The sequence below is a fragment of the Pseudomonas sp. LB1P83 genome (assembly GCF_054897885.1).
Genome location: NZ_CM142709.1, coordinates 1,301,373 through 1,323,350 on the forward strand (window position 1 = coordinate 1,301,373; position 21,978 = coordinate 1,323,350).

At 59.3% G+C, this 21,978-nt stretch carries 18 protein-coding genes and 1 pseudogene; 10 read left to right on the forward strand and 9 right to left on the reverse strand.

The annotated features are described in order from the left end of the window. Positions 1–142 precede the first annotated feature (142 nt). From hrpA to ACYZTY_RS05950, 4 genes are all read left to right on the forward strand, one after another. Positions 143–4,054 (forward strand): ATP-dependent RNA helicase HrpA, encoded by a 3,912-nt coding sequence (gene hrpA / locus ACYZTY_RS05935; RefSeq protein ID WP_461957696.1) that lies wholly within the window; start codon positions 143–145, stop codon positions 4,052–4,054. A 307-nt stretch (positions 4,055–4,361) separates the two neighbouring features. After that, complete coding sequence (locus ACYZTY_RS05940; RefSeq protein WP_461957697.1) at positions 4,362–5,483, forward strand: beta-ketoacyl-ACP synthase III; 1,122 nt, start codon at positions 4,362–4,364, stop codon at positions 5,481–5,483. A 156-nt stretch (positions 5,484–5,639) separates the two neighbouring features. After that, a complete protein-coding gene (locus tag ACYZTY_RS05945) occupies positions 5,640–6,251 on the forward strand; it encodes an RNA polymerase sigma factor (RefSeq protein ID WP_461957698.1) in 612 nt (203 codons plus the stop codon). Further along, positions 6,245–6,481, forward strand: coding sequence for an anti-sigma factor family protein (locus tag ACYZTY_RS05950; RefSeq protein ID WP_461957699.1), 237 nt, complete (start codon positions 6,245–6,247; stop codon positions 6,479–6,481). The genes ACYZTY_RS05945 and ACYZTY_RS05950 overlap by 7 nt, the downstream gene beginning before the upstream one ends. A 133-nt stretch (positions 6,482–6,614) precedes the next feature. Here the strand turns inward: ACYZTY_RS05950 and ACYZTY_RS05955 are convergent, their stop codons facing one another. Further along, positions 6,615–7,931, reverse strand: coding sequence for a putative porin (locus ACYZTY_RS05955; RefSeq protein ID WP_461957700.1), 1,317 nt, complete (start codon positions 7,929–7,931; stop codon positions 6,615–6,617). Positions 7,932–8,215: 284 nt separating this feature from the next. On the opposite strand from ACYZTY_RS05955, the gene ACYZTY_RS05960 reads away from it, so the two are divergent. Beyond that, the gene (locus ACYZTY_RS05960) at positions 8,216–9,340 is read left to right on the forward strand and encodes a GNAT family N-acetyltransferase (protein WP_461957701.1); all 1,125 of its coding nucleotides are present in this window, start codon (positions 8,216–8,218) and stop codon (positions 9,338–9,340) included. A gap of 269 nt (positions 9,341–9,609) precedes the next feature. Here ACYZTY_RS05960 and ACYZTY_RS05965 read toward each other — a convergent pair whose 3' ends face one another. The 4 genes and pseudogenes from ACYZTY_RS05965 to ACYZTY_RS05980 all read right to left on the reverse strand — a co-directional run bounded on the left by ACYZTY_RS05965 (position 9,610) and on the right by ACYZTY_RS05980 (position 13,835). Next, positions 9,610–11,442 carry an ABC transporter ATP-binding protein gene (locus ACYZTY_RS05965; RefSeq protein WP_461957702.1) on the reverse strand — a complete coding sequence of 611 codons (1,833 nt, stop codon included), beginning with the start codon at positions 11,440–11,442 and terminating at the stop codon, positions 9,610–9,612. 85 nt (positions 11,443–11,527) lie between these two features. Continuing rightward, on the reverse strand, positions 11,528–12,088 hold the full coding sequence (locus ACYZTY_RS05970; protein ID WP_461957703.1) for a peptidylprolyl isomerase: 561 nt from the start codon (positions 12,086–12,088) through the stop codon (positions 11,528–11,530). 3 nt (positions 12,089–12,091) lie between these two features. After that, positions 12,092–12,897, reverse strand: a pseudogene (locus ACYZTY_RS05975) (alpha/beta fold hydrolase). A gap of 14 nt (positions 12,898–12,911) precedes the next feature. Beyond that, a complete protein-coding gene (locus ACYZTY_RS05980) occupies positions 12,912–13,835 on the reverse strand; it encodes a LysR family transcriptional regulator (RefSeq protein WP_028621594.1) in 924 nt (307 codons plus the stop codon). A 49-nt stretch (positions 13,836–13,884) separates the two neighbouring features. Between ACYZTY_RS05980 and ACYZTY_RS05985 the strand changes: the two genes are divergently transcribed. The 4 genes from ACYZTY_RS05985 to ACYZTY_RS06000 all read left to right on the forward strand — a co-directional run bounded on the left by ACYZTY_RS05985 (position 13,885) and on the right by ACYZTY_RS06000 (position 17,201). Next, the gene (locus tag ACYZTY_RS05985) at positions 13,885–14,199 is read left to right on the forward strand and encodes a 3-phosphoglycerate kinase (protein ID WP_461957704.1); all 315 of its coding nucleotides are present in this window, start codon (positions 13,885–13,887) and stop codon (positions 14,197–14,199) included. Positions 14,200–14,433: 234 nt separating this feature from the next. Next, positions 14,434–15,033: an FMN-dependent NADH-azoreductase gene (locus ACYZTY_RS05990; RefSeq protein ID WP_219095154.1), complete on the forward strand. Its 600-nt coding sequence runs from the start codon at positions 14,434–14,436 to the stop codon at positions 15,031–15,033. Positions 15,034–15,371: 338 nt separating this feature from the next. Further along, positions 15,372–16,238, forward strand: a complete 867-nt coding sequence (locus ACYZTY_RS05995) for a carboxylate/amino acid/amine transporter (RefSeq protein WP_461957705.1) — start codon at positions 15,372–15,374, stop codon at positions 16,236–16,238. A gap of 114 nt (positions 16,239–16,352) precedes the next feature. Beyond that, positions 16,353–17,201, forward strand: a complete 849-nt coding sequence (locus tag ACYZTY_RS06000) for a mechanosensitive ion channel family protein (RefSeq protein ID WP_461957706.1) — start codon at positions 16,353–16,355, stop codon at positions 17,199–17,201. Positions 17,202–17,236: 35 nt separating this feature from the next. Here the strand turns inward: ACYZTY_RS06000 and ACYZTY_RS06005 are convergent, their stop codons facing one another. Continuing rightward, positions 17,237–18,535, reverse strand: a complete 1,299-nt coding sequence (locus ACYZTY_RS06005; protein WP_461957707.1) for a mechanosensitive ion channel family protein — start codon at positions 18,533–18,535, stop codon at positions 17,237–17,239. 193 nt (positions 18,536–18,728) lie between these two features. Between ACYZTY_RS06005 and ACYZTY_RS06010 the strand changes: the two genes are divergently transcribed. Then, the gene (locus ACYZTY_RS06010; RefSeq protein WP_008153197.1) at positions 18,729–20,075 is read left to right on the forward strand and encodes a DEAD/DEAH box helicase; all 1,347 of its coding nucleotides are present in this window, start codon (positions 18,729–18,731) and stop codon (positions 20,073–20,075) included. A gap of 62 nt (positions 20,076–20,137) precedes the next feature. Here ACYZTY_RS06010 and ACYZTY_RS06015 read toward each other — a convergent pair whose 3' ends face one another. The 3 genes from ACYZTY_RS06015 to ACYZTY_RS06025 form a co-directional block, all read right to left on the reverse strand. Beyond that, positions 20,138–20,737: a hypothetical protein gene (locus ACYZTY_RS06015; protein WP_461957708.1), complete on the reverse strand. Its 600-nt coding sequence runs from the start codon at positions 20,735–20,737 to the stop codon at positions 20,138–20,140. 12 nt (positions 20,738–20,749) lie between these two features. Next, positions 20,750–21,334, reverse strand: coding sequence for a papain-like cysteine protease family protein (locus ACYZTY_RS06020; RefSeq protein WP_461957709.1), 585 nt, complete (start codon positions 21,332–21,334; stop codon positions 20,750–20,752). 260 nt (positions 21,335–21,594) lie between these two features. Beyond that, positions 21,595–21,870 carry a hypothetical protein gene (locus tag ACYZTY_RS06025; RefSeq protein ID WP_461957710.1) on the reverse strand — a complete coding sequence of 92 codons (276 nt, stop codon included), beginning with the start codon at positions 21,868–21,870 and terminating at the stop codon, positions 21,595–21,597. Positions 21,871–21,978 lie beyond the last annotated feature (108 nt).

Consider the following 21,978-nt stretch of genomic DNA (forward strand, 5'->3'; position numbering starts at 1 on the left):
TTCGAAAGTCACATAGGTCAGTCCCCTCGCCCTCTGGGAGAGGGCTAGGGTGAGGGGATTGGGGGCCCAACTGACACGCCAAACACCCCGCAAATCTGCGACAATCGCCCCCCTGCGCCACTAGACGACTTTTGCGTACCTGATGACTGACGAATCGCCTTCCATCGACAAACTGCTGAAAAACCTCGATCACGCCATGCTCGCCGACCGCCACCGGCTGCGGCGGCAGTTGCTTGAGCTGCGCAAGAAACCTGACGAGGCCAAGCTGGCCCAGTGGGTGACGCGCATGCAGGCGTCCTGTGACCAGGTGTTGGCGCGGCGCGCCAGCCTGCCGGTGATTCGTTACGACGACAGTTTGCCGATCGCCGCCAAGCGCGATGAAATCAAAGAGGCGCTGCTCAAGCATCAGGTGTTGATCATTGCCGGCGAGACCGGTTCGGGTAAAACCACCCAGTTGCCGAAGATCTGCCTGGAAATCGGTCGCGGCCAGCATGGCCTGATCGGCCACACCCAGCCGCGTCGAATCGCTGCACGTAGCGTGGCAAGCCGCGTTGCCGAAGAACTGGCGACGCCGTTGGGCGCGCTGGTCGGCTATCAGGTGCGGTTCGAAGACCAGAGCGATTCCAACACCCTGATCAAGCTGATGACTGACGGCATCCTGCTGGCGGAAACCCAGAACGACCGCTACCTCGAACGCTACGACACGATCATCGTCGACGAAGCCCACGAGCGCAGCCTGAACATCGACTTCCTGCTCGGTTACCTGAAAACCCTGCTGCCGCGTCGTCCGGACCTGAAAGTCATCATCACGTCGGCGACCATCGACCTGGAGCGCTTCTCCAAGCACTTCGACGATGCGCCGATTGTCGAAGTCTCTGGTCGCACCTTCCCGGTGGAAACCTGGTATCGCCCGCTGACTCTGGAGCAGGACGAGGAGGGCAACCGCGTCGAGGACGACTTGACCGTGGATCAGGCGATCCTCGCCACCCTCGACGAAATCGCCGCGTTCGAGCGCAGCGAGCGCAAGAGCCCCGGTGATGTGCTGGTGTTCCTGCCCGGCGAGCGCGAGATTCGCGACGCCGCCGACATGCTGCGCAAGGCCCAGCTCAAGCACACCGAGATTCTGCCGTTGTACGCGCGGTTGTCGCCGGCCGAACAGCAGCGGATTTTCCAGTCACACCCTGGCCGTCGCGTAGTGCTGGCGACCAACGTCGCCGAAACCTCGCTGACGGTGCCGGGCATTCGCTACGTGATCGACAGCGGCACCGCCCGCATCAGCCGTTACAGCTACCGCGCCAAGGTGCAGCGGCTGCCCATCGAAGCCATTTCCCAGGCCAGCGCCAACCAGCGTAAAGGCCGTTGCGGACGGGTCGAGCCGGGCATCTGCATCCGCTTGTACGGCGAAGAAGATTTCATCGGTCGCCCGGAATTTACCGACCCTGAAATCCTGCGGACCAACCTCGCGGCGGTGATCCTGCAGATGCTGCATCTGCGCCTCGGCGAGATCACCGACTTCCCGTTTATCGAGCCGCCGGATGGCAAGGCCATCAGCGATGGTTTCAACCTGCTGCAAGAACTCTCGGCGGTGGACCGCAACAGTCAGCTGACCCCGCTCGGCCGCCAGTTGGCGCGCCTTCCGGTGGACCCGCGCATGGGCCGCATGCTGCTGGAAGCGGCCAAACTCGGCAGCCTTCAGGAAGTGCTGATCGTCGCCAGCGCCATGTCGATTCAAGACCCGCGCGAACGTCCGCCGGAGCGTCAGCAAGCGGCGGATCAGGCCCACGCACAATGGAAAGACGTGGACTCGGACTTCGCCGGGCTGGTCAATCTGTGGCGTGGTTTTGAAGAACAGCGCCAGGCGCTGACGGCGAGCCCGCTGCGCAACTGGTGCCGCAAGAATTTCCTCAATTACCTGCGCCTGCGCGAATGGCGCGATTCTCACCGCCAACTGAGCCTGATCTGCCGCGACATGCAGCTCAGCCTCAACAAAGAGCCGGCGGATTACCCGAAACTGCACAAAGCCGTGCTCTCGGGCCTGCTCAGCCAGATCGGCCAGAAGACCGATGAAGGCGATTACCTCGGTGCCCGTCAGCGCCGCTTCTGGATTCACCCGTCATCCGGGCTGGGCAAGAAGCGCCCGCAATGGCTGATGACCGCCGAACTGGTGGAAACCACCAAGCTCTACGCGCGCATGGTGGCCAAGATCGACTCTGACTGGATCGAGCCGCTGGCCGGGCACCTGATCAAGAAAAACCACTTCGAACCGCACTGGGAGGAGAAGCGCGGACAGGTCGTGGCCTTCGAGCAGATCACCCTGTTCGGGTTGATCGTGGTCGGTCGCCGGCCGGTGCATTACGGTCCGATCGACCCGGTGGTGTCCCGTGAGTTTTTCATTCGCGAAGGCCTGGTGCGGGGCGAGATCCAATCCAAAGCCAAGTGCCTGACGGCCAACCAGCAACTGCTGGAACAGCTCGACGAACTGGAAGCCAAGGCTCGCCGTCGCGACATTCTGGCCGACGAAGAGACCCTGTTCGCCTTCTACGATGCGCGATTGCCGGCGGAGATTCACCAGACCGCGACCTTCGACAGCTGGTATCGGGTCACTAGCCAGAAAGACCCGCAGCTGCTGATCATGCGCGAAGAAGACGTGCTGGCCCGTGAGGCCAGTGAAGTCACCGCGTTGCATTACCCGGACACCTTGCACATCGGCGATCTGGAACTGGCCCTCAGTTACCACTTCGAGCCGAATCATCCACGCGACGGCGTGACCCTGCGCGTGCCGGCGCCGCTGTTGCCGATGTTGCCGCCGGAGCGTCTGGAATGGCTGGTGCCGGGCGTGATCGAGGCCAAGTGCATCGCGCTGGTGCGCAACCTGCCCAAGGCCCTGCGCAAGAATTTCGTGCCGGTGCCGGACTTCGTCAAAGCTGCATTGCAGCGCATGACCTTCGCCGACGGCTCGTTGCCTCAGGCGTTGGGTCGCGAACTGCTACGCATGACGGGCGCGCGGGTCAGCGATGAAGCCTGGGCGGAAGCGGAGCAACAGGTCGACAGTCATCTGCGGATGAACCTGGAAATCGTCGATGGCCAGGGCAAGTTCCTCGGCGAAGGGCGAGATCTGGCCGAGCTGACCGCACGTTTTGCTGAGGCCAGTCAGGCCGCGTTGGCCGTGCCGCAAACCGCGAAAAACCAGCAGCCGGTGGAGGCGAAGGTGTTCGCCGCTGTCGCCGAAAAGACTCAACAGAAAATCGCCGGACTGTCGATGACGGTGTATCCGGCGCTGGTGGAAGAGAGCGGCACAGTTAAGGAAGGGCGTTTCTCCACGCCGGCCGAAGCCGAGTTCCAGCATCGCCGCGCCTTGCAGCGTCTGTTGATGCAGCAACTGGCTGAGCCGGCGAAGTTCCTGCGCGGCAAGTTGCCGGGGCTGACCGAACTGGGCCTGATGTACCGCGACATGGGGCGTATCGACAGTCTGGTGGAAGACATTCTGCTGGCCAGCCTCGACAGCTGCATTCTCGACGGCGAAGACCCGTTGCCCCGGGATGGTGCGGGTCTGGCGGCGTTGGCGGAGCGTAAACGCGGTGGCTGGACCGAGCATGCCGAGCGTCTGGCCAAATTGACGCTGGAGATTCTGAAACACTGGCACGGTCTGCAAAAACGCTTCAAGGGCAAGATCGACCTGGCACAAGCGGTGGCCCTGAATGACATCAAGCAGCAGCTCAGCCATTTGGTGTATCCGGGGTTTGTCCGGGAAACGCCGATGCAGTGGCTCAAGGAGCTGCCGCGTTACCTGAAAGCGGTCGAGCAGCGCTTCGAGAAAATCGGCGCTCAGGTGCAGAGGGATCGGGTCTGGAGTGGCGAACTGTCTGGTCTCTGGGCTCAATACCAGACCCGCGCCAACAAGCACGTCCAGGAAGGTAAACGCGATCCGCAGCTGGAGCTTTATCGCTGGTGGCTGGAGGAATACCGGGTTTCGCTGTTCGCCCAGCAACTGGGGACCAGGGTGCCGATCTCCGACAAGCGCCTGAACAAGCAATGGACCCAGGTAGAACCCTAGGGCTTTTTGTAGGAGCCAGGCTTGCCGGCGAAGGCGGTCATAAGGACGCCTTCGCCGGCAAGCCTGGCTCCTACGGTAATGCGTTGTGTCTGCGGTGGGTGTTTGATCCAGCAAATAGGGCCAAAACCCAATGTTTATGGCAAACTTCGCGCCTATAAACGCCGGTCCCGCGGTTTTGAGCCTTTACAGGTTCGGGCGGATCGGAATAAAGCGTTGCCAGGTGTGCTTCCCGTGACGGGAGCAGAGCCTTTATGTGTTGGTACGTCGGTGCCAACGCTTTCTGCCTGAACAGATTAGAGAAACGACCATGCATAACGTCGTCATCAGCGGCACCGGCCTGTACACCCCGGCCAACAGCATCTCCAATGAAGAGCTGGTGCAGTCTTTCAACGCTTACGTCGCGCAATTCAACGCCGATAACGCCGATGCCATCGCCCGTGGCGACGTCGAAGCGTTGACCGAATCCAGCGCTGCGTTCATCGAAAAAGCGTCCGGCATCAAAAGCCGCTTTGTCATGGACAAGGACGGCATCCTCGACCCGCAACGCATGGCACCGCGTCTGCCTGAGCGTTCCAACGACGAGTGGTCGGTGCTTTGCCAAATGGCCATCGGCGCAGCTGAACAAGCCTTGCAACGTGCGGGCAAAACCGCCGCCGACATCGACGGCGTCATTGTTGCCTGCTCCAACCTGCAGCGCGCCTACCCGGCCATCGCCATCGAAGTCCAGGAAGCGCTGGGCATCCAGGGTTTCGGTTTCGACATGAACGTGGCCTGCTCCTCGGCAACCTTCGGCATCCAGGCCGCCGCCAACAGCGTGCAACTGGGCCAGGCCCGGGCGATCCTGATGGTCAACCCGGAAGTCTGCACCGGTCACCTGAACTTCCGCGACCGCGACAGCCACTTCATCTTTGGTGACGCGGCCACTGCGGTAATCATCGAGCGGGCCGACCTGGCGACGTCCAAGCATCAGTTCGACGTGGTCAGCACCAAGCTGCTGACCAAGTTCTCCAACAACATCCGCAACAACTTCGGCTTCCTCAACCGCGCGGCGGAAGAGGGCATCGGGGCCAAGGACAAACTGTTCGTGCAGGAAGGCCGCAAGGTGTTCCGCGACGTTTGCCCGATGGTGGCCGAGCTGATCGCTACCCACCTGGAAGAGAACAAGCTCAACGTCAGCGACGTGAAGCGTTTCTGGTTGCACCAGGCCAACCTCAGCATGAACCACCTGATCGTCAAGAAACTGCTGGGCCGCGAAGCCACGGAAGAAGAAGCACCGGTGATTCTCGACACCTACGCCAACACCAGTTCCGCCGGTTCGGTGATTTCGTTTCACAAACATCAGGACGATCTGCCCGCCGGTTCCCTGGCCGTGCTCAGCTCGTTCGGCGCGGGTTACTCGATTGGCAGCGTGATTTTGCGCAAACGTTGAGGCGCCACGGCTGTGGTTCTTTCCTCGGGTTCGCGGCGGCTTTTCCTACAGTCGAAACAGGCAGGACGCTGTAATTTTTCGCAAATGACAGCAGGACTTTGCCTACGGTGAAGTCCTGCTGATTCATTTTCGAGGTCAGGACAAGGGGATTGGTGAATGGCAGTGGATGACGCGCAACTGCTGGAACGATTGCTGGCAGGTGAGCAACAGGCCTTCAAAGACTTAGTCAGCACCTACCAGAGCCCCATGCGCGCGGTGGCTTATGCGATTGTCGGCAGTCGGCATGCCGACGAAGTGGTGCAGGACGCGTGGCTGTCAGTCGTGCGCAACCTGAGCAAGTTCGAGGCGCGATCGAGCCTCAAGACCTGGTTGCTGACCATCACCGCCAATGCGGCGAAAGGGCGATACAAGCAGAACCGTCGCGAAGTGCTGCTCGATGACCTTCCATCGCCCCATGGCACGATCGATGATGATCGTTTTTCGCCCGGCGATGGCCATTGGCTGGTGGCGCCATTCGCCTGGCACCAGGACACCCCAGAGGCGTTGCTCACCGAAAACGAGCTGCGCGAATGCCTCGAACACACCTTGCTCAGCCTGTCGGAACTGCAAAGCAGCGTGTTGCTGCTGCGCGAACGTCAGGGCCTGGAACTGGAAGAGATCTGTAATCTTCTGGAACTCTCGCTCTCCAATGTTCGCGTGCTGCTGCATCGGGCACGGTTGAAGGTCTTTGCGACCGTAGAGCATTTTGAGGAAACCGGTGAATGCTGACCTGTAAGGAACAAGTGGCACGTTCCAGTGATTATCTCGATGGCCAGTTGAGCTTTCGGGAGAAGTTGATGGTGCGGCATCATTTAATGTTCTGCCCTAATTGCCGGCGGTTCATTCGTCAGATGCGGCTGATGCAGGCGACGCTGCGCGTCTTGCCGGAGGAGGCAATGCCGGAAGTCGATGCACTCGCCGAACGTCTCGCTGCGGAGCGTCGCAAGAACATTCCGTAAGTTTCGTGGGGCACTGCGCGGAAGAGAAGCAGGCCGGCGTGGATGCATCGAACGGATGATGGGGATCGATCCATCCACGCCAGACTGTAAAGCGCCTCAAGCATCCATGACCTGAGGCGTGCAACGGTACTGCTTAGAACTTGGCTTCGGCGTCCAGTTGCAGGGTGTTGATGTCCGAATCCTTGAGGTTGGCGTTGGTGTAGTCAGAGTTAGCCATGAAGTACGTCGCGCCCAGGGCGAAGTTCTTGTCCAGCTCATAACTCACTTTCAACTTGCTGCCACGCGAACCGGTGAAACCGTTGGCGAAGTCAGAGTCGGTGAACGCACCGACCACCGCGTTACGCTGTACGTCGCGATAGTTGTAGTCCACCGCGAAGCCGTAGAACTTGGTCTTTACACCGGCCAGCCAGGCAGAATCCTGATCGTTGCTGGCATCTTTGTTGTTGACGTACTGACCGTAGAACGAGAGCGGCAGTGGCAGGCCGGTGATGTCGATCTGACCAAAGCCTTCGTACAGTTTGAATTGCTCGTTCGGGGTGTTGCCGTTGGTGGCCAGCACGGATGGAATGCTGGTGCCGCCTGCGGTGATGTCGTCGTCGTTGTCGTAGCCGTAGACGCTGCCGCCCAGGGTCAGTTTCAGGTTGTCGGTAAGGGCGAAGCGCGCGCCCAACTGGCCGGCGTACAGACGCAAGTCGTGCTTGAACTGCACACCGTCGCCGTCGACGTTGTCCTTGAGGGTGTAGTGGCCGGCGCTACCGAACAGCTCGGTGCTCGCGCCCAGCGGGTATTTGTAGGTGAGCGCCAGGCCTTCAGGGCTGATGTCGCTATCCCAGATGATGTCGCCCATGCTCACCCATTGCTGTGGCATCTTGCCGCCAACGAAGTGCAGGTTCTTGATGGCAGTAGGGTGGTAGTCGACGTAACCCTGGTCCAGCCAGATCGACTTCTTGTCGAAGTAGTTGTCCAGGCTCTGGTTGGTGGAACGCGCGTCGTCGTTGTTACCGGTGGCGATACGGATACCGGTGTCGACTTGCGGGTTGATCTCGGTGTAAGCACCCAGGCGGGCACGAACGCGTTGACGATCCTGGTCGCGGTTGTTGGAAACGCCATCGTTCTTGACCGTCTCCTGACGGAAACGCACGTCGCCCTTGAATTGGGTCTTGGCGGCCCAGGCCAGTTTCTGGTCGAAGGTGCTCAGTTCATTGGTTTTCTTCGCGGTTGCCGCGATTTGCTCGTTGGTCTCTTGCTGAGCCTGACGGGCGATTTGCTGATCTTTCTGATCCCTGGCCAGCTCGGCTTGCAGTTCGCCGTATTGCGCGTTGGTAATCGAGCCGTTTGCCTTAAGCATGTCGAGCAGTTTGGCGTCGACTGCGGCGCTGGCCGGAACACTCATGGCCAGCAGCAGACCGCCACACAGGACCGCCGCAGTTTTCGTGGAAGCAAGACGCATATCAATCTCCGAAGATGTAAGGGGATGACTGAGCCATCCGGGACACAACCGACCATTGATGGACGGAAAACAGTGGCCGGGTAGAACCCGACGCTCTAAAAACTGGCGCCAGTATCGCGATCGTTTATGACAGGGCGGTGGCAAAGTGATGGCGTCTCGATGACGATACAAAGACTGTCTGAACTTTTGATCCAAAGCCCTGTCGGCGGTTTTGACGGATGTGCAATGGCGGGCGATAGGCGATACTCGCCAGGCTGTTTCGCGAAGAAGTAGAGAGGGTGTCGATGCCGCTGCAACGTCTGGAAAGCCTGTCCGATATTGGTCCGCACACGTGGGATGCCCTGGTGCCGGATAATCAGCCGTTTCTGCGCCACGCCTTCCTCAGCGCGCTGGAAGACAGCGGCAGTCTCGGTCCTCATTCCGGCTGGCAACCCGAGCATTTGTTGCACATCGAAGGGGGGCGGCTGATTGCCGCGTTGCCTAGTTACCGCAAGTGGCATTCCTACGGCGAGTATGTGTTCGATCACGCCTGGGCCGATGCCTGCGAGCGTGCCGGTATCGACTATTACCCCAAGCTGTTGACCGCCGTGCCGTTCAGTCCGGTCAGCGGGCCGCGCTTGCTGGCGGCCACGGTCGAGGATGGCTTTGAATTACTGAACAGTCTGCCGGGCTACCTTGAGATCGAAGCGCTTTCCAGCGCTCACATCAATTTCACGGACCCTTTCACCGACGCGGCACTGGCCGAACAACCCGGCTGGTTGCAGCGAATCGGCTGTCAGTACCACTGGCAGAATCGCGGTTATCGAGATTTTCAGGACTTCCTCGACGTCCTCAGTTCACGCAAACGCAAGCAGATGCGCAAAGAGCGCGAGCAAGTGGCGGGGCAGGGGATTGATTTCGAGTGGCTTGAAGGCAGGCAACTGGATCAGGCGCAATGGGATTTCGTCTATGCCTGTTACGCCAATACCTACGCGGTGCGTCGGCAAAGGCCCTATCTGACGCGGGAATTTTTCAGTCTGCTGGCCGAGCGCATGCCCGAATCCATACGCGTGGTGCTGGCCAAACAAGGTTCACGCCCCGTAGCCATGGCCTTCAGCCTGGTGGGCGGCGACAGTTTTTATGGGCGTTATTGGGGCTGCCTGGCGGAGTTCGACCGTCTGCATTTCGAGACCTGCTTCTACCAGGGCATGGACTACGCGATTGCCAACGGCTTACAGCGTTTCGATGCCGGCGCCCAGGGTGAACACAAGTTGATTCGCGGGTTTGAACCGGTGATCACGCATTCCTGGCATTACTTGCGTCACGCGGGATTGAAAGCGGCGGTAAAGGACTTTCTGGAACAGGAAAGGGTCGGCGTGATGGCTTACGCTGAGGAAGCGAGGACCGCGTTGCCTTATCGGCAAGAATGATCCTCGCCTGTGGCGTCAATTGCCTTCCTTGCCCCGCCAGCGATACTTTTGCGGATTTCCAACGGCCAAAAAAACCGCCAGAGCTTGTGTTAGAGGGATATGGTGGTTTATCAGGGTGTAGATAATCCCTGTGGGAGTGAGCCTGCTCCGGGCGGCGTTCCGACGATAGCGGTGTAACAGTCAACATTTATGCCGACTGAAACTCCGCCATCGTCGGAACGCCGCCCGGAGCAGGCTCACTCCCACAGGTTCAGTGTTGTTCATTCCATTCAATCGATACCGACAAACCCACCCGTCTGGTGCTGCCACAGTCGCGCATATAGACCGCCGTGCGCCAGCAGCTCGGCGTGGGTGCCGGTTTCGGCGATCTTGCCTTTTTCCAGCACCACCAGCCGATCCATACGGGCGATGGTCGAGAGCCGGTGGGCGATGGCGATCACGGTTTTGCCCTGCATCAGGGTTTCGAGACTTTCCTGGATCGCGGCTTCGACTTCCGAATCCAGCGCCGAGGTCGCCTCGTCCATGATCAGGATCGGTGCGTCTTTGAGCAGCACCCGGGCAATCGCAATCCGCTGGCGCTGGCCGCCGGAGAGTTTCACCCCGCGTTCACCCACATGCGCATCGAAACCGGTACGGCCTTCGGCGTCCGACAGCAACGGAATGAACTCATCGGCGCGCGCCTTGTGCACGGCTTCCCAGAGTTCAGCGTCGGTGGCGTCAGGTTTGCCGTACAGCAAATTGTCGCGGATCGAACGATGCAACAGCGAGGTGTCCTGAGTGATCATGCCGATGCGCTCGCGCAGGCTTTCCTGGCCGACTTCGGCGATGTCCTGCCCATCGATGAGGATTCGCCCGCCCTGCACGTCATAGAGGCGCAGCAGCAGGTTGACCAGGGTCGACTTGCCCGCGCCGGACGGTCCGATCAAGCCGATTTTCTCACCGGGTTTGATCGTCAGGTTGAGGTCGCCAATGATCCCGCTCTTCTTGCCATAGTGAAAATCCACGTGCTCGAAGCGCACTTCGCCACGGGCAACGGTCAGCGGTTTGGCCTGATCGCGGTCGGTGACGCTGACCGGTTGCGAAATGGTCTGCAAACCGTCCTGGACCATGCCGATGTTTTCGAAGATGCCGGTGACCACCCACATGATCCAGCCGGACATGTTGACGATGCGGATCACCAGGCCAGTGGCCAGGGCAATCGCGCCCACGGTGATCAGCGACTGCGTCCACAGCCACAGCGCCAGACCGGTGGTGGTGACGATCAGCAAGCCGTTCATGCTGGTGATGACCACGTCCATGCTGGTGACCACGCGGCCGGCCAGTTGGGCTTTGACCGTCTGTTCTTCGATGGCTTCCTTGGCGTATTGCTGCTCGAAGTTGGTGTGGGCGAACAGCTTCAGCGTGGTGATGTTGGTGTAGCCGTCGACAATGCGGCCCATGAGTTTGGAGCGCGCATCCGAGGACACCACCGAGCGCTCCTTGACCCGTGGCACGAAGTAGCAGAGCGCACCAATGTACGCGGCGATCCAGCTCAGCAGCGGGATCATCAGGCGCCAGTCGGCTTCGGCGAACAGTACCAGGGAACTGATCGCGTAGATCAGCACGTGCCACAGCGCGTCCACCGCTTGCACGGCCGAATCGCGCAACGAGTTGCCGGTCTGCATGATGCGTTGGGCGATACGCCCGGCGAAGTCGTTCTGGAAAAAATTCAGGCTCTGTTTGAGTACATAACTGTGGTTCTGCCAGCGAATCATACTGGTCATGCTGGGGCTCAGGGTCTGGTGCACCAGCAGGTCGTGCAGGCCCACGAATATCGGGCGCAGGATCAGCGCCACCACCGCCATCCAGGCCAGTTCGATGCCGTGTTCCTTGAAGAAGTTGACGTTCGGCGTGCCTTGGGCCAGGTCGATGATGCGGCTCAGGTAGCTGAACAGCGCGACTTCGATCAGCGCGCCGAACAGGCCGACGGTCAGCAGGGCAGCGAAGCTCGGCCAGACCTGCTTCAGATAATAGGTATAGAAGGGGAAAACACGGTCGGGCGGAGCCGCCGTCGGGGCGTCACGGAAGACGTCGATCAGTTGTTCAAAACGGCGATAAAGCATTTGTTCTCCGCCCGCGCGCGGGCTCTCCTTTAAACGATATGAGCGGCGCCGGAGACCGGCAGCCGCTCAAGCACTCCTGTGCAGATTAGTCGATTACTTTGGCTGACTTGATGAACACAGGATCGGCCGGCACGTCTTTCATGCCGCTTTTGGTAGTGGTCTGGGAGTTGACGATGACGTCCACCACGTCCATCCCTTTGACGACTTTACCGAACACGGCATAGCCATCGCCCTGGTCGAGGAAGTCGTTGTCTTTGACGTTGATGAAGAACTGGCTGGTGGCCGAGTCCGGCGCGGAGGTCCGTGCCATGGACAGCGTGCCACGGACGTTATGCAGACCGTTTTTGGATTCGTTCTTGATCGGTGCCTTGGTTTCTTTTTGCTGCATTTGTTGAGTGAAACCACCGCCCTGGACCATGAAACCAGGAATCACACGGTGGAAAATCGTGTTGTTGTAGAAGCCGCTGTTGACGTAATCAACGAAGTTCTTGGTACTGATTGGCGCCTTGACCGGGTCCAGTTCGATTTCGATCTGGCCGTTGGTGGTTTCCAGCAACACGTGTGGCGCTTTAGCGACGGGCGTTGCGGCCATCAGGTTGGCGGCAAACAGAACGGAGCCGGCGACAAGGGCGATTTTTTTCAGCATGGGTCAGTGATCCTGAGTGGGGTGGTGTCGACTGCGGTGAGAAACTCGAGCAGGGTTTGGTTGAAGCGTTCGGGTTGATCCAGCGGGGTGGCGTGGCGCGAATCGGCGATCACCACCAGCCGCGCATCGGGTAGCAGTTTTACGTAGGTTTCCTTCAGCGATACCGGCGTGTAATCGCGGTCGGCGCTGATGATGAGGGTTGGACAGGCGACTTTCGAAAGTCGTTCCTGAACGCCCCAGCCAACGATGGCATCGAAGCTGGCGAGATAAGCATGTTTGTCGTTTTTTGCCCAGCGCTCAGCCATCTTTTGGCGCAAATCAGCTTGTTCGGGTTTGGGGAACAGCTTGGCGCCCAAGGCCTTGCCGATGGCGCCCAGACTGAGGGCACGCATCAGGCTCCAGCGCTTGAACCACTGCCAATAATCGTCGCGGCTGCGCAGTTTGACCTCGGGCGCGCTGTTGACGATGCACAGGCTTTTGAGCATTTGTGGCTGATCCACCGCCAGCTGAAAACCGATCATGCCGCCCATGGACAAGCCCACGTAATGCGTGGGACCGAGGTTCAGATGTTCCATCAGGGCAACCAGGTCCGCGCTGAACCCGGCAATGCTGTAACGCTCCCGGGGTTTGTCGGAACGACCGTGACCACGCACATCCGGAACGATCACGCGGTATCGGGTGGACAGCGCCGGGATCTGCTTTTCCCAGTCCAGGGTGCTGGAACCCAGCCCGTGAACCAGCAGCAACGGCGTGCCGTGGCCGTATTCCTCATAGTGCAGGTTGCAACCTTCATGTTCGAAATAGGCCATGCGGATACTCCATGTCAGGCTTGTTCAGGGGCGGCGAACGGCGCATCCAGCGGCGCGGTGTCGAAGGTGCGCAGCAGCTCGATCAAAATCTGCGTCGCCGGGCCCAGGGGTTTGTCCTTGTTCGAGTACAGATAGAAGCTCGGGTTGCGGCTGCCGCCCTGGTCCAACGGTAGCAGCTTGAGCGTACCTTCCCTGAGTTCGCGTTCGATCATGTGTCGGGGCAGCCAGGCGAAACCCAGGCCGCTGCTGACAAACGTCGCCGCGGTGGCCAGGCTGCCGACGGTCCAGCGCTGTTCGGCGCCGAGCCAGCCGACGTCTCGTGGTTGCTGGCGACCGGAGTCGCGAATCACCACTTGCATCTGGCTTTCCAGGTCCTGGAAATTCAGTTCTCGGTTCAGACGATGCAGGGCGTGTTCGGGATGGGCGACGGCGACGAATTCGACGTCACTCAACTCTGCACCCAGATAGCCCGGAATGCTGAACCCGGTGATCGCCAGGTCGGCCACGCCTTCCAGCAGGACTTCCTCCACACCCGACAACACTTCCTCGCGCAGACGCACCCGGCAGCCACGGCTTTGCGGCATGAACGCGGTCAGCGCACGGACGAGGCGGGCGCTCGGGTAAGCGGCGTCGACCACCAGCCGCACTTCCGCTTCCCAGCCTTGCTCCATATGGTGGGCCAGGTCTTCGAGCTGGCTGGCTTGTTTCACCAGTTGCCTCGAGCGGCGCAACAACACGCCACCGGCTTCGGTCAGCACCGCTTTGCGGCCATCGATGCGCAACAGCGGCACGCCGAGTTGGTCCTGCATACGCGCCACGGTGTAGCTCACCGACGATTGCGAGCGGTGCAGCGCTTCGGCGGCCTGGGCGAAACCACCGTGGTCGACCACGGCTTGTAAGGTTCGCCATTGATCAAGGGTCACGCGGGGCGCTTTCATGAATAGCTCCTCTTGTCCTAAGCTGGCAGTCCTTATTGGAGACTGCTGAATGAGAAAATTCTGTTGTGTACTGCTGGCGATGCTGCCGCTGACCGCGTTTGCTTATCCGATTGATGTGGAGAAAAACCTTAACGGCATGAAGATCGACTACAACGCCTACGATACGGATAACGACATCGCCTCCATTCAGGTCAACAACTACGGCGACACCGATGCGATCTGTAAGGTGGTTTTCAACAATGGCCCGGAAGCACCGCGCACCCGCTCTATCGAAGTGGCCGCCGGCAAACACAAAAATGCCACCGCCAAATTCACCCGGACCATTATCAAGATGCGAATCAACCTGACCTGCAACCCCAAATGACATGAAACACTGTAGGAGCGAGGCTTGCCCGCGAAGGCGGTGTGTCAGTCGACATCGATGTTGAATGACACGGCCACTTCGCGGGCAAGCCTCGTTCCTACAGAGTAAGTATGCTCAGCTTATAAACGAATTTATTGATGGGTTATAGCAGTTATTTGCGCTTTTTCATCGATATGACTCTGTTTAACCTTCACTCCATCGCCTTACAGCATTCTCAGATGGAGCCTACATCCCATGTCACGCGTTCTGATCATCGAAAGCAGCGCCCGTCAGCAAGACTCGGTTTCCCGCCAGTTGACCCAGACGTTCATCAGTCAGTGGAAAGCCGCGCACCCGAACGACCAGATCACCGTGCGTGACCTCGCCGTCAACCCAGTGCCGCACCTGGACATCAATCTGCTCGGTGGCTGGATGAAACCTGCCGAACAGCGCAGCGACATCGAACAGGTCTCCCTGGAACGCTCCAACCAGTTGACCGACGAACTGCTGGCCGCCGATGTGCTGGTCATGGCCGCGCCGATGTACAACTTCGCCATCCCGAGCACCCTCAAAGCCTGGCTCGACCATGTGCTGCGTGCCGGCGTGACCTTCAAGTACACCGACACCGGCCCGCAAGGTTTGCTCAGCGGCAAGCGTGCCTATGTGCTGACTGCTCGCGGCGGGATCTACGCCGGTAGCACCGCGGATCACCAGGAACCGTACCTGCGTCAGGTGATGGGTTTCATCGGGATTCACGACGTGACCTTCATTCACGCCGAGGGCATGAACCTGGGCGGTGACTTCCAGGAGAAAGGCCTGAACCAGGCCAACGCCAAGCTTTCCCAAGTGGCTTGAGGCTTTAATCGCCAGATAATCCCTTGATGTTCAAGTGACCTGGCGCAACCCCTTCAAGGCTTTACGCGCATCGAACCTCCCTTTGCACTTGTTGCTCCTGAGTGCTGTCGCCCGATTGAACGCTTTAGCGAGATCGGGCTTTTTTTTGCCTGTGATTTGGTGTCCGCAACATGAACCTGTAGGAGCGAAGCTTGCTCGCGAAGACGGTGTCACATTCAACATAGATTGCGGCTGACACGCCGTCTTCGCGAGCAAGCTTCGCTCCTACAGGGATCTGTGTGTTCTCGCGATCACCACCAAAACCCGCTATCGTCGCCGCCATTCGAAACGAGGCGAGCATGGGCTATCTACTTTTTGTCACGCTGATCCAGGCGTTTTCCTTCAGTCTGATCGGCGAATACCTGGCCGGTCATGTCGACAGCTACTTTGCGGTGCTGGTGCGCGTGTTGTTGGCGGGGCTGGTGTTTATTCCGCTGACGCGCTGGCGTTCGGTGGAACCGGCGTTCATGCGCGGCATGCTGGTGATCGGTGCGTTGCAGTTCGGCGTGACTTACGTATGCCTGTACCTGAGCTTCCGGGTGCTGACAGTGCCGGAAGTGCTGCTGTTTACCATCCTCACACCGCTGCACGTGACCCTGATCGAAGACGCCCTGAATCGACGCTTCAATCCGTGGGCGCTGGTGGCAGCACTGGTGGCGGTGCTCGGCGCGGCAGTGATTCGTTATGACCGGATCAACCCGGATTTCTTCATGGGCTTCCTGCTGCTGCAACTGGCCAACTTCACCTACGCCGCCGGGCAGGTCCTTTATAAGCATCTGGTGGCGCGTCATCCGAGCGATCTTCCGCATTACCGACGCTTCGGCTACTTCTACCTGGGCGCGCTGGCGGTGGCATTGCCGGCGTTCCTGATGTTCGGCAAAGAGAATTTCCTGCCGGAAGCGCCGTTGCAATGGGGCGTGCTGGTGTTCCTAGGCCTGGTCTCGACTGCGTTGGGGTTGTATTGGTGGAACAAGGGCGCCTGCCTGGTGAATGGCGGGACGCTGGCGGTGATGAACAACCTTCATGTGCCGGTGGGGTTGCTGATCAACCTGCTGATCTGGAATCAGCATGAAGAGCTGGGGCGGTTGTTCCTGGGTGGGTCGGTGATTTTGATGGCGGTGTGGATTAGCCGGTTGGGTGTACGAAAGTCTTTGGCGGTCACCTGACCCCTGGAGGCTTGGTGCTGTTGTACCGCGATACGTAGCGCAGCCCATTGACTGGCGGGGCCTACAGGCTGTGCTAGTGTTTCGGAACCAATTCTTCACCTTTGGGCTCCAGCCATGGACGAGACGATCGTTGACGTGACCACCGCGAAGTTCAACGCGTTAATCACGGTGATACAAGTGTATGGCGCCGCTTTCGCGGTGAAGATTCTCACCGCAATCGCCTTCTGGATCGTCGGGCGCTGGCTGATAGGCTTTGCTGTCGGCATGGTGCAGCGGGCCCTGGGCAAACAGAAGGTCGACCCGACCGTACTGCGCTATGTTGGCTCAGCCATTACCGTGACGCTGAATATCATTTTGGTGATCGGTATTCTCGGCTACCTGGGCATGCAAACGACCACCTTTGCCGCGCTGCTCGCTGCGGTCGGTCTTGCGATCGGTCTGGCCTGGTCGGGGTTGCTGGCCAATCTGGCGGCGGGCGCGTTTATTATTGTCCTGCGCCCATTCAAGGTCGGCGACTTCATCTGCGCGGGTGGGGTGACGGGTACGGTCACCGAGATCGGTCTGTTCGCTACCGCTATCAACACCCCGGATAACGTGCTGACTCTGGTCGGTAATAACAAGATTTTCAGCGACAACATCCAGAACTTCACCCACAACCCGTTCCGCCGTGTCGAACTGAAAGCACAGCTATCGGGCGCGGCCGACTGGAAAGCGGCGGCGGCTTTGCTCAAACAACACATTGCTGCGATCCCCAACGTGCTCGCCGAGCCTGCGGTGGAGATCGAGATTCTGGAGTTCAACCTGGTCGGTCCGGTGTTGGCGGTGCGTCCTTACTGCCACAACGAGCACTATTGGCAGGTTTATTTCGACACCAACCGCACCATCAAGGATTCCCTCGGTGAAGCCGGTTTCCCGGCTCCGATGCCGGCGCAGACGGTAATCATCCAGCAGCAAGCCGGGTGAGCCTCACACCGTCACTCCCACAGGGTTTTGTGGTTCTACATGATGTGTTTTTCGGGCTCAGGTATGTGACTTGCACCAAGCACCGCCGGCAGTAACCCCACTCGCAAATCCCCGCCACTGGGCTGTTGATACAGGCTCAACCCGAACTCCGGCAGCACCGCCAGCAAGTAGTCGAAAATATCCCCCTGAATCCGCTCGTAATCCGCCCACGCGGTGGTGCGGGTGAAGCAGTAGATTTCCAGCGGAATGCCCTGCGCGGTGGTTTGCATCTGGCGGACCATGCAGGTCATGTTTGGCTGGACCTCCGGGTGACTCTTCAGATACGCCAACGCATAGGCCCGGAACGTCCCGATGTTGGTCATCCGCCGACGGTTGGCCGACATCGCCGCGACGTTGCCCTGAGCCTCGTTCCAGGCCTTGAGTTCGGCCTGTTTGCGGCTGATGTAATCGGTCAGCAGATGCACCTGCGACAACTTCATCTCTTCGTCATCGCGGATGAATCGTACGCCACTGGCATCGATGAACAGGCTGCGCTTGATCCGTCGGCCGCCGGACTGCTGCATGCCGCGCCAGTTCTTGAACGATTCGGACATCAGGCGCCAGGTCGGGATCGAAACGATGGTCTTGTCGAAGTTCTGCACTTTCACCGTGTGCAGGGTGATGTCGACCACGTCACCGTCGGCACCGACTTGCGGCATCTCGATCCAGTCACCGACCCGCAGCATGTCGTTGCTGGTCAGCTGCACGCTGGCGACGAACGACAGCAACGTGTCCTTGTAGACCAATAGAATCACCGCCGACATGGCGCCCAAGCCTGACAGCAACAACAGCGGCGAGCGGTCGATCAATGTCGCGACAATGATGATCGCGCCAAACACGTACAAGACCATTTTCGCCAGCTGCACGTAACCTTTGATCGAGCGGGTACGGGCATGTTCGGTACGCGCATAGATGTCCAGCAGGGCGCTGAGCAAAGCGCTGACCGAGAGCACCAGGAACAGGATGGTGAACGCCAGTGCGACGTTGCCGAGGAAAATCAGGCTGGTCTTGCTCAGATCCGGCACCAGGTACAGGCCGAACTGGATTACCAGCGACGGCGTCATTTGTGCCAGGCGATGAAAGACCTTGTTGTGCCGAAAGTCGTTGATCCAGTGCAAGGCCGGTTGGCGACCGAGCATTTTGGTCGCGTGAAGAATGAGGTAGCGCGCCACTCGTCCGAGGACCAGCGCCACCACCAGCAGCAGGATCAGCGCCAGGCTGGAATGCAGGAGGGGGTGCTGATCGAGGGCACCCCAAAGGTCTTGGACGTTGAGCCAGAGCTGTTTGATATCCATGGGCGAAAACGGTTCTTCTGTAGGACGCGACGGGGCGATTAGAGCATTTAAGACGCTTTGCATGACGTTTGGAGACAAATCAGGCAACAAAAAAGCCACTGTTTACCGTCGTTTGCATAAAGAAACTCGGCCTCGGCGCTCGAAACCGTTACCCTATGCAGCTGTTTTTTTGTATTTCTTCGAGGTAGCACCCGTGTTTTCCCAATTCGCCCTGCACGAACGCCTGCTCAAAGCCGTGGCCGAGCTTAAATTTGTCGAGCCAACGCCTGTGCAAGCAGCGGCTATTCCGCTGGCGCTCCAAGGGCGTGACCTGCGGGTGACAGCGCAAACCGGTAGTGGCAAAACCGCTGCATTCGTTTTGCCGATCCTCAACCGTCTGATCGGCCCGGCGAAAGTCCGCGTCAGCATCAAGACCCTGATCCTGCTGCCGACCCGTGAGCTGGCCCAGCAGACCATCAAGGAAGTCGAGCGCTTCGCGCAGTTCACTTTCATCAAGTCCGGCCTGATCACCGGCGGTGAAGACTTCAAGGTCCAGGCCGCCATGCTGCGCAAGGTGCCGGACATCCTGATCGGTACGCCGGGCCGGATGATCGAGCAACTGAACGCCGGCAACCTCGACTTGAAAGAAGTTGAAGTGCTGGTACTCGACGAAGCCGACCGCATGCTCGACATGGGCTTTGCCGAAGACGTGCAGCGTCTGGTGGAAGAGTGCACCAACCGTCAGCAGACCATGCTGTTCTCGGCCACCACTGGTGGTTCGGGCTTGCGCGAGATGGTCGCCAAGGTCCTGAACAACCCGGAACACTTGCAACTGAACAACGTCAGCGATCTGAACGCGACCACCCGTCAGCAGATCATCACCGCCGACCACAATCAGCACAAAGAACAGATCGTGAACTGGCTGCTGGCCAACGAGACCTATCAGAAGGCCATCGTGTTCACCAACACCCGGGCCATGGCTGACCGCATTTACGGTCGTCTGGTGGCGCAGGAATACAAAGCGTTCGTGCTGCACGGCGACAAAGACCAGAAAGATCGCAAACTGGCCATTGACCGTCTGAAGCAGGGCGGTGTGAAAATCCTCGTCGCCACCGACGTCGCCGCTCGCGGCCTCGACGTGGAAGGCCTGGACCTGGTGATCAACTTCGACATGCCGCGCAGCGGCGACGAATACGTTCACCGTATCGGTCGCACCGGCCGCGCCGGCAACGATGGCCTGGCCATCTCGCTGATCTGCCACGGCGACTGGAACCTGATGTCGAGCGTCGAACGCTACCTCAAGCAGAGCTTCGAGCGCCGCACCATCAAGGAAGTCAAAGGCACCTACGGCGGACCGAAAAAGGTCAAGGCCTCGGGCAAAGCCGTTGGCGTGAAGAAGAAAAAAGTCGACGCCAAGGGCGACAAGAAGAAAACCGGTGCCAAGGCCCCGACCAAACGCAAAATCGCCAACCGCCCGAAGACCGACGCCCTGTCGCTGGTCAGCAAGGACGGCATGGCACCGCTCAAGCGCCGCAAGCCGGAAGCGCCGGCTGCTGAATAAAGCGCCGTAGCGATCCAATAAAAACCCGGACAGTGTCCGGGTTTTTTTAGGTCCAGCGTTTGTCAGCTCCCCAACAGCCCGCTGGTGTCCGCATCAAAGCGTTGTTTGGCTTGATCAGCCTTGGGTTTGAGTAACGCGAGCAGCGCGGCTTCGCTGTACAACTGAGTCACCGCGAGTTCCCGGGGCGTCGGTTCAATCGGGATCAACACGTCTTCAGTGTCTGCATGCAGCCAGATCGCCACCAAGTGCAGCGCCGAAACAAACAGCACCCGCAGTTCAACGGTTTTGCCCTGCAGTTGCGGCGACTGTTCCGCCAGTTTCAACGCCCCGACCGTCGCGGCCGCCATGGCCCCGTGGTTCAGCGAAGAGAACTCGACATGCCCGCGAACGTCGGCCAATTGCGCATCGGCAATCGTCACGCCATCGGAAAACACCAGGTAATGCCAATCGCCGATCTTGGCGTCTTTCAGGCCTTTGCCCTGGCTCACGTCTTCCAGGCTGAGCGAGTAGCCACGGTAAGCCTCGCTGAGGCTGATCTTGCCGGGCGCGGCGCTGGCAAACTGGCGATTGACGCCGAAGCCTTGGGTTTGCAGGGCGTCTTGCAGCGCCGGACGCAATGTCTGCACGCCGTTGGAAGGCGCCTTTGGATAAGTCAGTTGCATGATGTCGCCCTCCTAGTTTTTAGCGGTGAAGTAAGTGTGGGTCCAGTTGCCGCCGCCGTTGTAAGAACCGGGGAACGAGTTCAACGCGCGGGTCGAGTAGCCGTAGATAGAGTCTGCAACCAGCACGTAATTGCCGTTGGTGCCATAGATCGTCAGGAAGTGCGCACCACCGCCGTACCAGGCACAGCGCAAACCAATCGGTCGGCCCATGTTGATCTGGTTCTGGATGGCCGTCATCTGCAGCGAACCCTGGTTCATGCCGTTGAAACTTCGGGTAATCGTCAGGGCTGAATCCAGATAGCCATACACGTTGCAGGGCCCCGGTTGATCGCAGCAATTGCGGTCCAGGGCAGTGGTGGCCACGCCGCATTGGGTCCAGGACCCGGTGCCATAATAGTTGCCGACCGAGGCGGAAACGGCTGCCCAACACCAGTTGGTCTGGGTTTGTTTCTGCATCGTGAAGTTCAGGCTGGCAGCAGCCTGAGCACCGAGTGGTGCAGCTGATTTGACATCGGACAGTTGCGGGTTCAGCAGATGGCCGGTCAGGCACCTTGGCAGGGATTCGCCGGTGAATGACGTTGCTTCAGTGGTTAACATTTTTCAATCCTCCATGAGTGAAAACTAGCGTCCAGCTAGTGGGTCTGTAGCGGTGTTGCTGAGCGATCGGCGTGTGCGTTTTGCCATGCTGGATGGCCGGCTCCGATCCGGGCTCGAGGTAACCTTAGGTACGCATATGCATTTGTGCAAATAATTAAATGCGCTAATGCAAATTCCAGATCAAACCATCACCTCGTTTGGCCGCGTGAGAGGAAACGTCATTCTTGCGCAGTTACTACCGAAGGTTGCGATCCTTGCTTTCAGCTTTCAGCCTTTTTATCCGCCACTTTCAGCTCCTTCAACCTCTGATCGATCAACTGGCATTTATCGGGCAGATCCGCGCTGGCGGTGCCCAAATCCATCTTCTGCAACTCATCGTTGATCTCTTTGGCTTTCTTCGGATTTTGCTCGGTGAGCCTGGTCACTTCCTTGGCCAGTTGTTCGCGCTTGGCGGTGGCTTCTTCGGGGGTGCAGGCCCAAGCGGGGAGGGCGCAGGCGAGTGTGGTGGCGAGGGTTATTTTCAGCAGGATTTTCATCGGGCAGACCTCATTTTTCAGGATTGCGACTCTATTGAGTTGAGGGTTCAACTCACTGAAAAGTTCAGGCTGATCGCGCAAGGCCCCGGACTAGAGCGCTGGCGAAAA

Bases quoted from the DNA above. Each gene is read 5' to 3' on its own strand.
- ACYZTY_RS06005 (WP_461957707.1), bottom strand. From the start codon at position 18,535: ATGGATATCAAACAGCTCTGGCTCAACGTCCAAGACCTTTGGGGTGCC.
- ACYZTY_RS05950 (WP_461957699.1), top strand. From the start codon at position 6,245: ATGCTGACCTGTAAGGAACAAGTGGCACGTTCCAGTGATTATCTCGAT.
- ACYZTY_RS05995 (WP_461957705.1), top strand. From the start codon at position 15,372: ATGGGCTATCTACTTTTTGTCACGCTGATCCAGGCGTTTTCCTTCAGT.
- ACYZTY_RS05955 (WP_461957700.1), bottom strand. From the start codon at position 7,931: ATGCGTCTTGCTTCCACGAAAACTGCGGCGGTCCTGTGTGGCGGTCTG.
- ACYZTY_RS05965 (WP_461957702.1), bottom strand. From the start codon at position 11,442: ATGCTTTATCGCCGTTTTGAACAACTGATCGACGTCTTCCGTGACGCC.
- ACYZTY_RS06025 (WP_461957710.1), bottom strand. From the start codon at position 21,870: ATGAAAATCCTGCTGAAAATAACCCTCGCCACCACACTCGCCTGCGCC.
- ACYZTY_RS06000 (WP_461957706.1), top strand. From the start codon at position 16,353: ATGGACGAGACGATCGTTGACGTGACCACCGCGAAGTTCAACGCGTTA.
- ACYZTY_RS05960 (WP_461957701.1), top strand. From the start codon at position 8,216: ATGCCGCTGCAACGTCTGGAAAGCCTGTCCGATATTGGTCCGCACACG.
- ACYZTY_RS05985 (WP_461957704.1), top strand. From the start codon at position 13,885: ATGAGAAAATTCTGTTGTGTACTGCTGGCGATGCTGCCGCTGACCGCG.
- ACYZTY_RS05990 (WP_219095154.1), top strand. From the start codon at position 14,434: ATGTCACGCGTTCTGATCATCGAAAGCAGCGCCCGTCAGCAAGACTCG.
- ACYZTY_RS05980 (WP_028621594.1), bottom strand. From the start codon at position 13,835: ATGAAAGCGCCCCGCGTGACCCTTGATCAATGGCGAACCTTACAAGCC.
- ACYZTY_RS06015 (WP_461957708.1), bottom strand. From the start codon at position 20,737: ATGCAACTGACTTATCCAAAGGCGCCTTCCAACGGCGTGCAGACATTG.
- ACYZTY_RS05940 (WP_461957697.1), top strand. From the start codon at position 4,362: ATGCATAACGTCGTCATCAGCGGCACCGGCCTGTACACCCCGGCCAAC.
- ACYZTY_RS06020 (WP_461957709.1), bottom strand. From the start codon at position 21,334: ATGTTAACCACTGAAGCAACGTCATTCACCGGCGAATCCCTGCCAAGG.
- ACYZTY_RS05945 (WP_461957698.1), top strand. From the start codon at position 5,640: ATGGCAGTGGATGACGCGCAACTGCTGGAACGATTGCTGGCAGGTGAG.
- ACYZTY_RS05970 (WP_461957703.1), bottom strand. From the start codon at position 12,088: ATGCTGAAAAAAATCGCCCTTGTCGCCGGCTCCGTTCTGTTTGCCGCC.
- hrpA (WP_461957696.1), top strand. From the start codon at position 143: ATGACTGACGAATCGCCTTCCATCGACAAACTGCTGAAAAACCTCGAT.